General features: G+C 48.6%; 13 protein-coding genes and 2 riboswitches. All 13 genes read right to left on the bottom strand.

From position 1 onward, the window contains the following. Window positions 1-3 precede the first annotated feature (3 nt). Window positions 4-1,506, bottom strand: coding sequence for a spore germination protein (locus E8L90_RS28830; RefSeq protein WP_137032916.1), 1,503 nt, complete (start codon window positions 1,504-1,506; stop codon window positions 4-6). Between the two features lie 126 nt (window positions 1,507-1,632). Then, entirely contained in the window at window positions 1,633-2,097 is a 465-nt protein-coding gene (ribH, locus tag E8L90_RS28825) for a 6,7-dimethyl-8-ribityllumazine synthase (RefSeq protein WP_015893048.1), read from the bottom strand. A gap of 19 nt (window positions 2,098-2,116) precedes the next feature. Then, window positions 2,117-3,313, bottom strand: coding sequence for a bifunctional 3,4-dihydroxy-2-butanone-4-phosphate synthase/GTP cyclohydrolase II (locus tag E8L90_RS28820; protein ID WP_137032914.1), 1,197 nt, complete (start codon window positions 3,311-3,313; stop codon window positions 2,117-2,119). A gap of 16 nt (window positions 3,314-3,329) precedes the next feature. Beyond that, entirely contained in the window at window positions 3,330-3,986 is a 657-nt protein-coding gene (locus E8L90_RS28815; RefSeq protein ID WP_137032913.1) for a riboflavin synthase, read from the bottom strand. A gap of 19 nt (window positions 3,987-4,005) precedes the next feature. Then, a complete protein-coding gene (ribD, locus tag E8L90_RS28810) occupies window positions 4,006-5,112 on the bottom strand; it encodes a bifunctional diaminohydroxyphosphoribosylaminopyrimidine deaminase/5-amino-6-(5-phosphoribosylamino)uracil reductase RibD (RefSeq protein WP_137032911.1) in 1,107 nt (368 codons plus the stop codon). 130 nt (window positions 5,113-5,242) lie between these two features. Next, window positions 5,243-5,387: riboswitch (FMN riboswitch) on the bottom strand. Window positions 5,388-5,500: 113 nt separating this feature from the next. Further along, a riboswitch (FMN riboswitch) is annotated at window positions 5,501-5,649 on the bottom strand. Window positions 5,650-5,722: 73 nt separating this feature from the next. Further along, the gene (locus E8L90_RS28805; protein ID WP_137032909.1) at window positions 5,723-6,385 is read right to left on the bottom strand and encodes an HAD family hydrolase; all 663 of its coding nucleotides are present in this window, start codon (window positions 6,383-6,385) and stop codon (window positions 5,723-5,725) included. Then, entirely contained in the window at window positions 6,382-6,924 is a 543-nt protein-coding gene (locus E8L90_RS28800; protein ID WP_137032907.1) for a YdbC family protein, read from the bottom strand. Before E8L90_RS28800 ends, E8L90_RS28805 begins: the two co-directional genes overlap by 4 nt. 115 nt (window positions 6,925-7,039) lie before the next feature. Further along, window positions 7,040-7,972: a c-type cytochrome gene (locus E8L90_RS28795; RefSeq protein WP_137032905.1), complete on the bottom strand. Its 933-nt coding sequence runs from the start codon at window positions 7,970-7,972 to the stop codon at window positions 7,040-7,042. Window positions 7,973-8,130: 158 nt separating this feature from the next. After that, on the bottom strand, window positions 8,131-9,510 hold the full coding sequence (locus E8L90_RS28790; protein WP_137032903.1) for a sigma-54-dependent transcriptional regulator: 1,380 nt from the start codon (window positions 9,508-9,510) through the stop codon (window positions 8,131-8,133). A 7-nt stretch (window positions 9,511-9,517) separates the two neighbouring features. Continuing rightward, complete coding sequence (locus E8L90_RS28785; protein WP_137032901.1) at window positions 9,518-11,704, bottom strand: sensor histidine kinase; 2,187 nt, start codon at window positions 11,702-11,704, stop codon at window positions 9,518-9,520. Beyond that, complete coding sequence (locus E8L90_RS28780; protein WP_137032899.1) at window positions 11,701-12,696, bottom strand: ABC transporter substrate-binding protein; 996 nt, start codon at window positions 12,694-12,696, stop codon at window positions 11,701-11,703. The genes E8L90_RS28785 and E8L90_RS28780 overlap by 4 nt, the downstream gene beginning before the upstream one ends. Before the next feature lie 459 nt (window positions 12,697-13,155). Continuing rightward, complete coding sequence (locus E8L90_RS28775; RefSeq protein WP_137032897.1) at window positions 13,156-13,335, bottom strand: hypothetical protein; 180 nt, start codon at window positions 13,333-13,335, stop codon at window positions 13,156-13,158. 634 nt (window positions 13,336-13,969) lie between these two features. Further along, a complete protein-coding gene (locus E8L90_RS28770) occupies window positions 13,970-14,278 on the bottom strand; it encodes a hypothetical protein (RefSeq protein WP_137032895.1) in 309 nt (102 codons plus the stop codon). Window positions 14,279-14,287: the final 9 nt, after the last annotated feature.

The raw sequence follows: 14,287 nt of genomic DNA, 5'->3' as shown, positions 1-14,287 counted from the left end.
TCCCTAGTCCTCCCCAACTGGCCGGACACGCTTTTGCTTTGCCCGGGACATGCGGTTGCGATTGACGATAAACCTCAATGGTGCACGTACGAGACTATTCATCAAATCCGTCCATTGACGCGGAACCCCCGGAGCCATATACGGCGTCCCGAGCGAAGTCAGATTGAGCAAGTGCGCGAATAAAAACGCCAGCGCCAGTATCTGGCCGTACATGCCCAATACGCCTGCCATCAAGATGAAACCATAGCGAACGAGCCGAATCGCATTACTCATCAAAAAATTGGGTGGCACAAAAGAAAGCAGTGCCGATACCGAAACAAGGACAATCAGGATATTACTGGCTAACCCCGCTTGTACAGAGGCTGTCCCGATCACGATACCGCCAACGATACCGATTGTCTGACCGATTTTAGTCGGCATGCGTATCCCCGCTTCTCGTAGGATTTCGATGACGAGCTCAATAATGAGCACCTCGATCACGGGTGGAAAAGGCACCCGACTCCGCGATTCAGACAAAATCGTCAGCAAAGCGGGGGGAAGCATTTCCGGATGATACGTCAAGACAGAGACGTAGCTGGAGGTGAGCATAATGGTGATAAATAAACCGAAAAAGCGAATCATCCGTAGCAAGCTTGCCGTTGACCATCGATTGTAAAAGTCTTCGGGACTGCTAAACATCTCTAGAAAGGAAGTCGGACAGATGGCAGCATCCGGACTGCCATTCAGCATGATTACGAGCCTGCCATCCAACAAAGCTGCTGTTGCATTGTCAGGGCGACCCGTCAAGCCAAACTGCGGAAACGGAGAGTACGGCTTGTCCTCCAGCATTTGCTTCAATATAGGCATCCCGACAAATCCGTGGTAACGGACATTGTCGATCCTTTTTTTCACGCGCTCCACATTTTCGGCGTTTGCGATATTGTCCAAATAAATCACAGCTACCTTGTTCTGTGCCTCGGTGCCAATCGTGTAGCTCAATACTTTCAGATGAGGCGTAGCCAGTCTTCTCCGAAGCAAGGACAAATTGATCTCCTGCATTTCAACAAAGGAGTCTTGCGGTCCGAGGACGGTCGCCTCCGTCTCGGATTTCGTAATAGAACGATGCGCGACCTGAAATGTATTCACATGCAGAATGAGATCCCTTTCCAAGAAAAACAAGATGGTATGACCACGTAGCAAGTTACTCATCAACGTCTCCATATCGTCGAGAACACATTCCTTTGAAAAAGGGAGCGCCTGCATCGGATCTTTACCATCGGAACGCTGCAACGGAAGAAAGACATTCTCATAAATTTGGGATTCATCCACCAGCGTTTCGAGAAAAAAAACGTGTACCTCTTCGTCATTCATCTTCAATGACAAGCTGCTGAGGTCATCCACGTTTTGCATGCATTGTTTTACCATATCCGGTGTAATTTGTTCGCTTCGCCGCGCTTGAGCCGAACCGATGCGCCGCTTTGCTTGTATAGCCTCTACTTGCGTTCTCCACCAATCAGTCGGCTTCACGCTAGATCCCCCTTTTTTTCAGGAAAATCTTTCTTACTTTGACCTGCCCGTGGTGATTTTATCCAAAAAAATAGAAAACGGGAGCCGAAGCCCCCGTTGAAAGTTCTCGTTATTCCTTTGAAATGATTAGGCGAACTGCTTAGATAAGTTAGCCATTTCGATCGCTGCTGTTGCTGCTTCCCAGCCTTTGTTGCCTGCTTTGGTTCCCGCTCGCTCGATGGCTTGCTCGATATTATCTGTCGTCAAAACACCAAAAATAACGGGGATACCAGTCGATAGCGATAGGGACGCAACTCCTTTTGCGGTCTCGTTGCAAACATAATCGAAGTGCGGAGTCGAGCCACGAATGACAGCTCCCAATGTAACAACCGCATCATAGCGACCGGATTCAGCCATTTTTTTGGCGATCAACGGAATTTCAAATGCCCCCGGTACCCATGCCACGTCTACCTGCTCATCTTCTACACCATGACGCTTCAGGGCATCGAGAGCCCCTCCGACCAGCTTGCTTACGATCAATTCGTTAAAGCGTCCTGCCACAATCCCTACACGCAAACCTGTTCCAACCAAATGTCCTTCGAATGTTCTCATCGCTTATTCCCTCTCCTTATCACTGTAGATGAAGCAGGTGACCCAGCTTCTCTTGTTTTGTTGATAGGTACTGTTTATTGTGCAGATGCTCTGGCATTTGAAGCGGCACCCGTTCTTCTACTGCTAATCCGTAACCGGTGAGCCCGCGGATTTTTCGTGGGTTGTTGGTCAAAAGCCGCATGCGCTGCACTCCTAAATCTCGCAAAATTTGCGCACCGATACAGTAATTTCGCAGATCAGCCGCGAACCCCAGCTTTTCATTGGCCTCAACCGTATCCAAGCCTTCCTCCTGTAGCTTGTAGGCACGTAGCTTATTCATCAAGCCAATGCCTCTGCCCTCCTGGCGCATGTACAATAAAATCCCGCGTCCATTCGCTTCGATCTGTTCCAATGCAGCGTGCAGCTGTGGACCGCAGTCACAGCGATGAGATCCGAAAATATCGCCTGTCAAGCACTCCGAGTGAACGCGGACGAGAGTGGGCTCATCCGGTTCGATCTCTCCCTTGATGAGAGCCACATGCTCTTTGCCATCCAGCTCGTTCGTATAAGCTGCCAGCCGAAAATCACCGTAGGCGGTCGGAAGCTGTACCTCGATTTCCCTTTTCACCAAGGATTCCATCCGCATCCGATACGCGATCAAGTCTGCAATCGTAATCAGCTTTAGATCAAAGCGGCGTGCGATCTCTACCAATTGCGGCAGACGTGCCATGGAACCATCCTCGTTCATAATTTCGCAAATGACTCCCGCTGGAATGCCTCCTGCCAAGCGAGCCAAATCAACTGCCGCCTCCGTATGTCCCGCTCTGCGCAATACACCGCCAAACTTCGCGATTAACGGAAAAATGTGTCCCGGTTTACGGAAATCTTCTGCGGTCTTCTGATCATCGAGCATCGCCAAGACAGTCTGAGATCGCTCATGAGCGGATATCCCTGTGTGTGTACCCCCTTCATCGATAGACACGGTAAAAGCCGTTCCTTGCTTGTCTGTATTGGCCTTCACCATCGGAGCCAGCTGCAAGCGAGTCGCGTGCTCTTCTGTCACCGGTACGCAAACGAGTCCCCTGCCATGTGTGACCATGAAGTTGATCATTTCAGGCGTAGCCGCTTCGGCCATGCAGACAAAATCCCCTTCGTTTTCCCGATCCTCATCATCGACCACGATGACCGCCTTGCCCAGACGCAAATCTTCCAATGCTTCTTCTATGCGATGAAACATGCTTTCTCCCTCCTAGTCACGCGAAGCCGTTTTCCTGCAAAAAGGCTAGACTGAGCCCGCCAGATTTCTCTGGGTCACCATGTTTTTGATAACCTAACAAGCGCTCCACATATTTGCCAATGACATCCGTTTCGAGATTCACTAAGTCCCCAGGTCGTCTGTCTGCAAGACTCGTATTCGCCAGCGTATGCGGAATGATTGAAACAGTAAAACCGATATCGTTTACGTCCACCACGGTGAGACTGATGCCATCTATGCAAATCGATCCACGGACAATGACGTACTTCAACAGTTGCGGTGTGGCCTCCATCCGAAACACGACAGCATTCGCATTCACCTCTCGTGAAGCAACCATTCCGGTCCCATCTACATGTCCGGAGACGATATGCCCGCCAAAACGGTCCCCCAGCCGCATCGCTCTCTCCAAATTCAATCGCTGTCCGCTCCGTAATTGCCGCAAGCTCGTCTTGTTCATCGTCTCTGGCATCACATCGACGCTAAACTGACGATTCGTATAAGAAGTAACCGTAAGGCAAATGCCATTGACCGAGATACTGTCCCCGAGCTTCACCCCTTCGAGTACCTGCTGTGCGCGGATGACCAGTCGACTCGCCTGCTCGTTCCCTTGAATTGATTCCAACACGCCCACTTCTTCGACCAGTCCCGTGAACATGCTCTCTCCTCCTCACTCGCTACGTCTGATCCTCCCATTGTGGGTACCCGATGATCTGTACATCACCTTTCCCGATCGGCGTGATCGTGACATTTGCCAGCTGTACCGCTTCTCCCATCGTCGCAAAGCCTTGACCTCCAAATGGCGAAGGTGCACCGCTTCCCCCGATCAGCTTTAACGCGATATGGCTCACGACCTTTTGAATCGCTCTCGCCTGCAAAAAGGAGCCATTGACTTCCTGCCCGCCTTCCACAAGTAGCGAGGTAATCCCCAGCTCACCCAACGTATCCAGCACCTTTTCCACGCGAATTGGCCCTGCCGTTGAGATAACCTTTACTCCTCTTACCGCAAGCAGCTCCTGCTTTTCCTTTGGGGCTGCATCTGTCGCAAAGATCCATGTCTTCGCATCTGCATTCTGGACCACACGGGCATCCAGCGGCGTCCGTAAATGGCTGTCCAAAATCACACGAACTGGCTGGCTTCCAAAACGCTGCTCTTCCTGGCGCGCCGTCAACAGTGGGTCATCCGCGAGAATCGTCCCAACCCCAACGAGGATCGCATCGTGCTGCCTGCGTAGCTCATGCACCTCTGCCCGAGCCTCTGCTCCAGTAATCCACCGACTGTGTCCCGTAAATGTAGCGATTTTCCCGTCCAATGTACTGGCCGTCTTTACCGTCACAAATGGGCGTCTGGTTTGGATGTAATGGAAAAAGACTTCATTGAGCGCCTTCGCTTCCTCTTCTCTCACGCCCACCGCTACTTCCACTCCTGCTGCTCGCAGCATCTCCATTCCTCGTCCCGCCACCAATGGATTCGGATCGAGCGTCGCTACAACGACACGACGTACATCAGCTGCGATCAACGCCTCTGCACACGGCGGAGTTTTCCCGTAGTGACTGCAAGGCTCCAAGGTCACGTACGCGGTCGCACCTTGCGCTTTTTCCCCAGCCATCCGCAGTGCGTGCACCTCAGCATGGGGCTCTCCTGCCCGCAGATGCGCTCCCATTCCGACGATGGTTCCATCCTTCACAATCACAGCTCCGACCATGGGATTCGGACTGGTTTGGCCTCGTGCCGATCGTGCCAGCTCCAGCGCCAGATCCATGTACTTGCTGTCCTGTTCCATACCGCACTCCTTCCTGTTCCATCATTCCAGCCAAACAACACAAAAAGCCCTTGAAACCTCAAAGCGTTTCAGGGCATAGGGAAAGAAGCCTTACCTCATCCGTTTTTTCAAAAACAAATGAAGAAAGCATAAAAATCTTCTTCCATCCGGACTGTACCGTCGGCCCTGGACTTTCACCAGATCAGTCGCTGCAAGTGTGGTCAGCGAGTCGCGGGCTCAGACGTACGTACGCCATTACCGCCGGTCAGGAATTTCACCTTGCCCTGAAGATTGTCGCTATGAAGTTTTATGAAAAATAAAAACGCCCATGAATATTATGCTCAGGGCGTTCAGAAAGAAGCCTTGCTTCTACCGTTTTTTGAAAAAAAACAGCGAAACAGGCCGTTCCAAATACCTTCTCCCATCCGGACTGTACCGTCGGCCTTGGATTTGCACCAAGTCAGTCGCTATCAACTGCTTACGATAGCGAGTCGCGGGCTCAGACGTGCGTTCGTCATTACCGCCGGTCGGGAATTGCACCCTACCCTGAAGGCTGGTATTCAGTTAGGCAAAGTATAGCACATTTTTCGCTATTGTCTGTAATCATTTATTGGGGAAGTGCACTTTACCCTTACTCGCACTCTTCGAGGACCGTCAGGAGTTGTTTCAAATCATTGATGTACGCCTTTGGCACAACGCCATTTCGTTCCATGTCCAGCTCGTTCCCTTGATAGGCAATAAAAGCGACTTGTCCGTCGCATGCCGCCTTACCATCGATCCACGAATCCCCGATCATCGTCCAAGCCGAAACAGACCAATCTGGCTTGCGGCTGCGAATATAGTGAATGCCCGATGGAGATGGCTTCAAGATCGTCATCTGTTCGCGGGCGACGATTTCGTCAAAGTAAGAGGCGATTCCCGTCTCGTTCAAAGCCTCCTCTGCGGCGGCATAAGCGTTGTTGGTCAGGATATACAGCTGATAGCGGTTCTTCAACTCCTCTAGCACTTCTACCGCGTGCTGCTCCAGAACAGCGCCATGCATCCCTTCCTTCTCGATCGCGGTTACTGCATCCCACATCGCTTGCTCCAGCTCACTCGTCATCTGCTCCGCTTTTCGCCCGATCTCAATGAGCTGCGACGCGGTATGCTTTTCCCACTCAAGTGTGGGAGAAACGATCCTATTATCCACCCATAGCTGAAAAATGGCCCGCTTCATCTCAGCAAAGTTGATCCTAGATTGCAGCAAGGTGTTGTCCATGTCGAAAATAATGCCTTTTTGAAAGGTTCTGCTCATTTTGTGCCTCCTTTTTTGACAATACGCCATGCTGGTTCAAGAATGACGGAATAATCGGGTGGCTGCTCATTCTCATTGACTTGGCTGCTATCCCTTTTCCACAGCGATGCGGTCAAATACTCCATGCTGTTCTTTTGGCTTTGAGCGACGACTCTTCCCAGCATGGCCTCGGTTTCTGACATCCTGTCTTTGGCACGGACTACGCGAAGAATGTCCCCGTTCTCTAAGGCATCCAGGATATTTCGTTCATCCATATCCACGATCTTTGAGAAAATCTTTACGGAAATGGCTTCGTACGTCTGACTCTGCCCCGACTGATGAAAAATCTGATCATGATCCTTCTCCATGAAGGATTGATAGTGCTGCATGTCCTCCCAAAAAGCAAGGATACAAGACTCCAACGGCTGATCCTGATTCCATCCGCCTATTTGTCCAAGAAAGCCTTCGTTTCGTTCTAATGGTCGCCATTTTTCCTGCGCGAGGGAAAACGATTGCTTCTGACTCTCCGATACTTTACACGTAATCCATTTGATCAGCATTTCCAAGCCTCCTACAGTCCAATGCAAGATACTTCCATTTTATCAAAAAGAGGACGATCCCTCCGTCATTTTATAACGTTTGGGACAGTCCCTTTTTGGGTTATATATTAAGTTCCTATTGCTTCTTCTTGGCGCTGTCTACTTCATACGGCACGTCCTTTGGAACGCCTCCAGCTGGCCAGTCTTGTGCCTTTTTGGCAAAGTCCGGACGCGGCTTAGACAAAATATAGGCTGCCAGGTCCGCTGCTTCTTGATCCGTTAACGACCCTTGCTTGATACCGCCCATTTCCCCTAATGGCATGTTGCGCTGAATGTAGCCAGCAGCTTTGGAAACTCGGGCCATACCTGCACCAATATTGAAAGAGTTATCTCCCCATAGCGCTGGTCCAGAGTTTGGTCCTGTTCCTGAACCATCAGCTGCATGGCATTGCAAACACGATTTTTGAAAGAGTGCTTCTCCATTTGCTAGATTCGGTTGAGGTACGCTCTTCATATCATTTTTCTCGATCCACGGGCGCTCTTTAATTCCTACTGGTACATCTGTTGAGATATACGACAGATAGGCAACCATCGCTCGCATTTCATCGCTGTTGTAAGGCAATGGCTTTCCGTTCATGCTTCGTTGAAAACAACCATTGATGCGATCTTCAATGGTAACCACTTTTCCAGACCTTGGAATGTACTGGGGATAGACTGCGGTGACACCCGTTAAAGGGGAGGTCGCATCCATTCCGGCATTACCGTGACAACTGGAGCAGGAGAGCTTATTCCCTGTGTATTCAGGGAGTGCTGTGCTCGTTTCATTCATTAACTTATGTCCATACTTAATCGATTCTCCCAATGGTCCTTCTGGCACCTTGTCCATACTAGGCGGGGTGTAGGTATCGAGGCTGATCGCTCCCGTTGCCCCACTCGCTGTTTTATCTTTGGCCTCACCCGCTGTTGAGGTGGGTTGAGCGGTCTGCTGTGTAGCGCAGCCTGCAAAGACCAGCATCGCCACTACTAGCACCGACAGCTTCTTCCAGCCTGTCTTCTCTTTTTTGATCATAGGTCTCACTCCTCCATGTTGATCGTGCGTTCACACCATGAGAGTAGCAAGAGGCGTGCCAAACCATAAAAGCAGGAAAACGAACGACTTGGCGATTCCAAACAGCAAGAAAAAGAAAAGACCATGCCAAAATGTCATGTTCAGTACGCGACAAAATGTCACGGTCGTAGCTCGTACTCTTCGATTTTTCGATACAGATTACGCACGCTGATTCCCAGCTTCTCTGCTGTCTTGGTCTTGTTCCATTGCAGAACGTCCAACACATGCTTGATATGTTCTCGCTCTACATTTTTCAGTAAAAACGCCTCTTCTTCCCCCGTTTCTGTTGATGAAATGAGCTTCCTATCTGACGAGTTGTGCGCTACTGGCTGTTCGTGAGGAAAGAGATCCTTGTCCTCAATCTCCTCTCCTTTTGCCAAAACGACAGCCCGTTCGATCATATGAGCCAACTCCCGAACATTCCCCGGGAATGAGTAGGCCAAAAGAGCTGCCTGCGCTTTCACAGAAAGCGGTTTGACCGGATACTTACGCTTGAGTCGATTCAAAAAGAAAGCAGACAGTGGCAAAATGTCCTCTCTTCTCTCTATGAGGGGTGGAATCGTTATATCCATGACATGCAGCCGAAAATATAGATCAGATCGAAACGTTCCTTCTTCCACTTTCTTCTCCAGATCGGCATTGGTAGCAGCAATGATACGAACATCCACCTTGTGCAAAATCGGGCTCCCTATTCGGCGAAATTCGCCGGTTTCCAAAAAACGCAGCAGCTTGACCTGCAAAGGAAAAGGCAAGTCCCCTACTTCATCCAAAAAGAGCGTCCCACGATGAGCAATCTCTACCAGTCCTTTTTTCTGCGCAGTTGCGCCTGTAAAAGCTCCCTTTTCGTGCCCAAATAGTTCACTTTCCAGCATCGTTTCTGGTATCGCCCCCAAATTGATCGGTACGAATGCCTCTGATGCTCGCTCACTACATTCATAAATAAGTCTCGCGATGACATCCTTCCCTGTCCCACTTTCCCCTTTTAAGAGAACGAGAAAATCCGTACTGGCTACTCGCTTGGCTGTAGCTAGTACCTCTTTTAGCTTCGGACTTTCCGCAACGATTTGAAACGTCGTTTTCCCGTTTGTCGATAGAGCTTCTCTTAACTGTTGGTTTTCCTCGGTCAACAGCTGTTTTTCGACGGCCTTGGAAATCAAAACCTCCAATTCATTGAGGTTGTAAGGCTTTGTCAAATAATCATAGGCGCCGCGTTTCATTGCTTCGATAGCTGTTTCGATGGTTCCGTGTCCCGTCACAACAATGATTTGAATGGCAGGAAAGGCTTCCTTGCACCATTGCAGAAAGGAGAGACCGTCCATCCCGGGCATTTTCAAATCAAGCAGAATGACATGAATCGTTTCGCTGGTTACTAGCTTTTGTGCGCTGATTCCGTCAGATGCTTCCAGCGTGGTATATCCCTTTCTCTTTAATCGATTGGTTAATAGATGGCGGAAATCTGCTTCGTCATCAACAATGAGTATACGAGTGTCAGCTTGCATCTTTTGTTCATTCCCCCTTTGCCGACGGCAGGATGACCGTAACAGTCGTGCCTATGTTTGGCGTACTTTCGATCTCGATTTCTCCGCCTAAATTCGTCACAATCCCGTAGCAGACCGATAACCCGAGACCAGTCCCTTTTCCAGGAGGCTTGGTTGTATAAAACGGCTCCAAAACATGTGGCAAATCTGCTGCAGGTATACCGCATCCATCATCTCTGATCCACAGACGGAGTCTATCATTCGATGGAGAATCAGTTGCTATCTCAATATTTCCCCTCTCCTGGGTCGCGTACAGCGCATTGGTTAACAGATTGAGTAAGATCTGCTGAAGCTGTCCAGGCGTAGCAAGAAGAAACGGAGCAGAGGCCGACAGGGATTGGTTTACCGTTACCTGTTTGACACGGATTTCATGAGACAGAAGAATGAGAATGTCTGATAGCACTTGATGAATATCTACTTTGTCTGCGATAACAGGTGATTTTCCCGAGAAGTGCAACAATCGGGTCGTGATTTCCTTGCAACGGTTAATTTGTTTGTCCATCGTGTCCAAGTACTGAGCAAGCTCTCCTGTGTCCTGTAAATCTCGAATATCCTCGTCCACTAAACGGTCTCGCAAGTCTTGTCCATACAACGACAGAATGCCTAATGGATTATTAATTTCATGGGCGATTCCCGACGCCAAGAGTCCAACAGCAGCGAGCTTGTCTGCTTGTGCGATTGCGGCTTCTAGCTCTCGTTTCTCCGTGATGTCCTCGATGACCTCCAGAAAAGCAGACGATTCTTTCTCCGGATGCAGAGGGAAAACCTGATGTCGATAAGAACGAATACGTCCATCCTGATCGACTCTGGAGGAAATAAGGTCAGTCTGTTTTTGGTTTACCATTTGTCGCGTTCGGAGCATGCAACCACTGCATGAACTAAATTGCTGACCAATCGTCTGATGGCAGTCTTTCCCCAGAAGATTAGCCGTATCCTGGAACCACGCCGATGCTGTTTGGTTTATCCAGCGAATGCGAAAAGATTCATCTACGAGAATTAGCCCCATCCCCATGCCACTGACGACGAGATCAAGCCGCTTCTTTTCTTCCAGAAGCTGATTGGTCTTCGTCTCCAGACTCTGTGCCATTTCATTGCAGGACGCTGCTAACCTGCCAATTTCATCTGAGGTCGTCACTGGTATTCGTACGGATAAGTCGCCGCCTGCGATTTTTTGCACAGCGGATTCGATCTTTTCCATTAATCGGCTAAACGAGACAGAAAATACAATGCTAATCCCCAACACGATAAGTGCGATGAATAAGGTCGTAAAGAGCAGAGATTGTTCCAATCTTGAAAAGGCAGCAAACGCCGTTTGGCTCGACTGCTCCAGCATAATGACCCAATGTGTGACAGAAGAGCGCATGGCATAGTTGACCATGACATCTCCATTGGAAGCTTGATACGTTCGGATAACAGGCTTGTCAGTTCGATCTGGTAGTGTCCAGGAGGGAGGAACCGCTTGTTCATAATAGGTCAAAGAGCCATCAGAAGGCTTGCCCAGCATAAACGGATCTGCAAACCTATCTCTTTTCCCATCTGTGACAAACAAATAGGCCTCGTTTTCATATCGAGCTCGCAGCGTAACTTGTTCGAGCAACTGTTTTACATTGAGCTTTGCGTACATGCCGCCTTTTACACCGTTGGCAGATACATGCGGGATCGCGACCGTTACCAGCAGCTTCCCTTCCGCTGATCGGACAATGCTTCCGATGTATGGTTTTCCCGACTGGATCATGGAAAGAAGTTGGCTGTCTCTCTCCTTAGGTGCGTCTAGCCTTTGGTGTTTCCAGCGATTCAGCAAAAACTGCGGCTCTCCATCCTGATGAAAAAGCGCGACCTCCTCCATGTAAGGCGAGGTTTTCAATAACGTATTCAACAAAAAATAAGCATCATCAGCGCTAGGGCGCTCATTGAGAAAACGCTGCTGGACCACCTGCATGGATTGTGACGTATGTAAAAAAAGCATATCCAACTGCGCCAACGTATTTTCCACGTAGATCTGATTGGCTCTGTCTACCTCTTCTCGAACCTTTTCTTTACTGGTATGCAAATTGATATAACCAAGAATCAGAAAAGGGATGATGGACATGCATAGCCCAAACAGGAGCATTTTTGTCTTCAGTCGATTGATGCGCGGTAGTATGCTCCTCCTCATTTGTTCCTCACTCCATACCATTCTTGTGCCAGTGACCACTGTTGATCAGTTACGGTAATGGGAAGCTTGGACAGGGAAGTAGCATTGACAGCTAACCGCACGTCATCCGGCCATTCGATTGACAGTTCTGTAGGAGGGACACCATCCAATACCCGAGCCACCATATGAGCAGCCTGCATGCCTTGTGCATGAAAAGAAACGCCGTAAGCGGCATACAGACCAGCCTTCACCTGCTCAGGGTATGCGCCCATGACAAACAATTGCTTCTCGATCAAAAGAGGCAAGCAATCGGTAATCGCGTCTTCCAAAACATAGCTAGGTAAAGGAAGCATGGCGTCGTATTCTCCTGGAGAGAGCTTACTGAGCAATTGCTCTAAATCTTTTGGGGAAGCAACCTGCTTCACCTGCAAGCGAACGCCAAGCAAGGAAGCAGCTGACCCTGCTTCTACGATGGCTTGCTCTGTTGTAGGAGCATGAGAATCGGCAATGATCAGAATGCGCTTGGCATCAGGCAACAAACGAGTTGTCAGCTCTAGCCTTTTCCCGATCACATTCATTTGGCCATTGCTGATTCCACACGTAACCGTCCCCTTTGTCTCAACAAGGGGTAGCTCGACCAATGAGGCAACACCAATAAAAACAATGGGAACTGCCGTTGTCTCCTGTTGAATCAAAAAGGTCTCGTGTGCCCCTGTCGTGACGACTACATCAGGTGTTTTGGAAATCAAGTCCTGGACAAGGGATCGCTCCTCTTCAAGAGTTTGAGCCGTATTCAAATAAACAGGCGCATACTGAACACGTACTCCTTCGCCGAGACCTAGCGATTTCAATCCCGCCTTCAATCCCGCTACTTTATCTTTTCGATCTTCATTGGCAATCACAATTCCTATCGTGTATAGATCGTCGTCCTGTTTTTGCTGACTACTGGACCAATCGAGCAGAGACTCTGCCACTAACAAGATGAGAAAGAGGATTTTTCTTTGCTTCTTCATCGGTATCACATCCAACTCTCATCATAGCGGCAAATGATTGCAGAAAATGTGAATAATTAACAAACCTTGGTCAATGAATACGGATTGGTCTAAATAATATGTTTTTCATAGTAATCATGATGATTTAATATATTTAATTTCCCTTGTTATACACAGTTTGAAATTGGAAGGAGGAAGGACTTCATGGAATATCGGAGACTTGGCAAAAATGGCTTGTCCGTATGCGAAATTTCATTGGGTAACTGGATCACTCACGGAGCACAAGTAGATGACACCACAGCTGCTCTCAAAAAAATAAAGTAGTAGACTGACAGCGCACGTTGTAGCGCTGTTTATTTTTTATCGGTTGAGCTGCCTAGTAAAAATAGGTTTTAGACGAGAGGCTTTTGAGCGAGAAGTGGGAAAAAACATTAACAAAATCATCTTCAATCGATTGAATAAGTGAAAGTGGAAACCCGTCTAGTTTTTCTTATTTGTTTCACGGGTTTCATCCGAGCGTACTTTTCCAGACATTACATCATCGTAAGGGGTATAGTTAGGTGGATTTGGAAGTCTTTTCTCCTTGATTGATCGAAAAATAATTCGGGCAATCAGGGCTACAAAAGTACATATAATCAGAACTACAATCACTTGTGTCATGGTACGATCCACCACCTATGAGTTTTTAGTCTTCACGACACGCGAAAAGTTTCTCTCAGCCGATTGCTTATGCAATCGGCTTTTTGTATACAGTAACGCAGCCAGTGAGTGGCCCCCCCATCTCTATCTGTCACAACATTATGCAATTTCTGGTGTATTGTATGACACTGGGTACATAGGCTATTACTTTATTTTCTAGTCTATAACTATATTTTCACAAAACAACAGCACAAGCCTGCGTACATGTTTTGATTTGCTCATGAATCGTATTCGTGTCAAACCTTCTCTGTTCCTTCACGACAAAAAACGACAAGCAGTACGCTGCCTCTTTTTCTATTCAGTCATCATGGTGAGCTTGTCGGCGGCACCTAGCGTTCAATGCCGATTTCCAGCTATGATCAATCCGTTAATGAGCGCAAATATATTCCCTCCGTAGTACACATCCTTTGGAGTAGCTCCGTGTATTTATCATCATCCGAATATATAGGAAAACGGGCTAAGATGTCGTTTCTTCCATCACATCCAGAAATGGGTTTTTTAGCTGTCCACATCCTTTAACGGTGTTTATCCCCGTTTTGCTGGTGCTACCCCGTCAAGTCCAATAAAAAAGAGCAGCTTTCGCCGCCCCTCGTGGTTACTGCTTTTCCCACTTGCCATTTTCCAACACGAACTCTACAGCCATGTTCGTCCCATCTGCGTACTGTCTCAGTACGTACAGACTTTCGCCTGACTCATGTAGATGGATTTGAGGCATTGAGTCCCCTACTTGAAGACTGCTGGCTCGGGTCAGCTCGTGTCCCCCTTCGAATAGCTCGCTGTCCATTTCAAAAACCTTTTGTTTATCGATTAGAGAGTATTCGGACAGATCGATACCCGTATCGTGAGAGATTTCATTAGCTCGTTGGATTAAAATGTTTTCGAATGTTTTGGCGGCTTTTACCACTATATCGCC

This window comes from Brevibacillus antibioticus, assembly GCF_005217615.1.
In the GTDB taxonomy this organism is placed as follows: domain Bacteria; phylum Bacillota; class Bacilli; order Brevibacillales; family Brevibacillaceae; genus Brevibacillus; species Brevibacillus antibioticus.
The sequence above is the reverse complement of the archived record's forward strand: the minus strand, read 5'-3'. Positions and strand labels throughout refer to the sequence as shown.

What these genes read in the sequence shown, in the direction of transcription:
- ribH (WP_015893048.1), bottom strand. Translation starts at nt 2,097, where the DNA reads ATGAGAACATTCGAAGGACATTTGGTTGGAACAGGTTTGCGTGTAGGG.
- E8L90_RS28820 (WP_137032914.1), bottom strand. Translation starts at nt 3,313, where the DNA reads ATGTTTCATCGCATAGAAGAAGCATTGGAAGATTTGCGTCTGGGCAAG.
- E8L90_RS28815 (WP_137032913.1), bottom strand. Translation starts at nt 3,986, where the DNA reads ATGTTCACGGGACTGGTCGAAGAAGTGGGCGTGTTGGAATCAATTCAA.
- ribD (WP_137032911.1), bottom strand. Translation starts at nt 5,112, where the DNA reads ATGGAACAGGACAGCAAGTACATGGATCTGGCGCTGGAGCTGGCACGA.
- E8L90_RS28805 (WP_137032909.1), bottom strand. Translation starts at nt 6,385, where the DNA reads ATGAGCAGAACCTTTCAAAAAGGCATTATTTTCGACATGGACAACACC.
- E8L90_RS28800 (WP_137032907.1), bottom strand. Translation starts at nt 6,924, where the DNA reads ATGCTGATCAAATGGATTACGTGTAAAGTATCGGAGAGTCAGAAGCAA.
- E8L90_RS28795 (WP_137032905.1), bottom strand. Translation starts at nt 7,972, where the DNA reads ATGATCAAAAAAGAGAAGACAGGCTGGAAGAAGCTGTCGGTGCTAGTA.
- E8L90_RS28790 (WP_137032903.1), bottom strand. Translation starts at nt 9,510, where the DNA reads ATGCAAGCTGACACTCGTATACTCATTGTTGATGACGAAGCAGATTTC.
- E8L90_RS28785 (WP_137032901.1), bottom strand. Translation starts at nt 11,704, where the DNA reads ATGAGGAGGAGCATACTACCGCGCATCAATCGACTGAAGACAAAAATG.
- E8L90_RS28780 (WP_137032899.1), bottom strand. Translation starts at nt 12,696, where the DNA reads ATGAAGAAGCAAAGAAAAATCCTCTTTCTCATCTTGTTAGTGGCAGAG.
- E8L90_RS28775 (WP_137032897.1), bottom strand. Translation starts at nt 13,335, where the DNA reads ATGACACAAGTGATTGTAGTTCTGATTATATGTACTTTTGTAGCCCTG.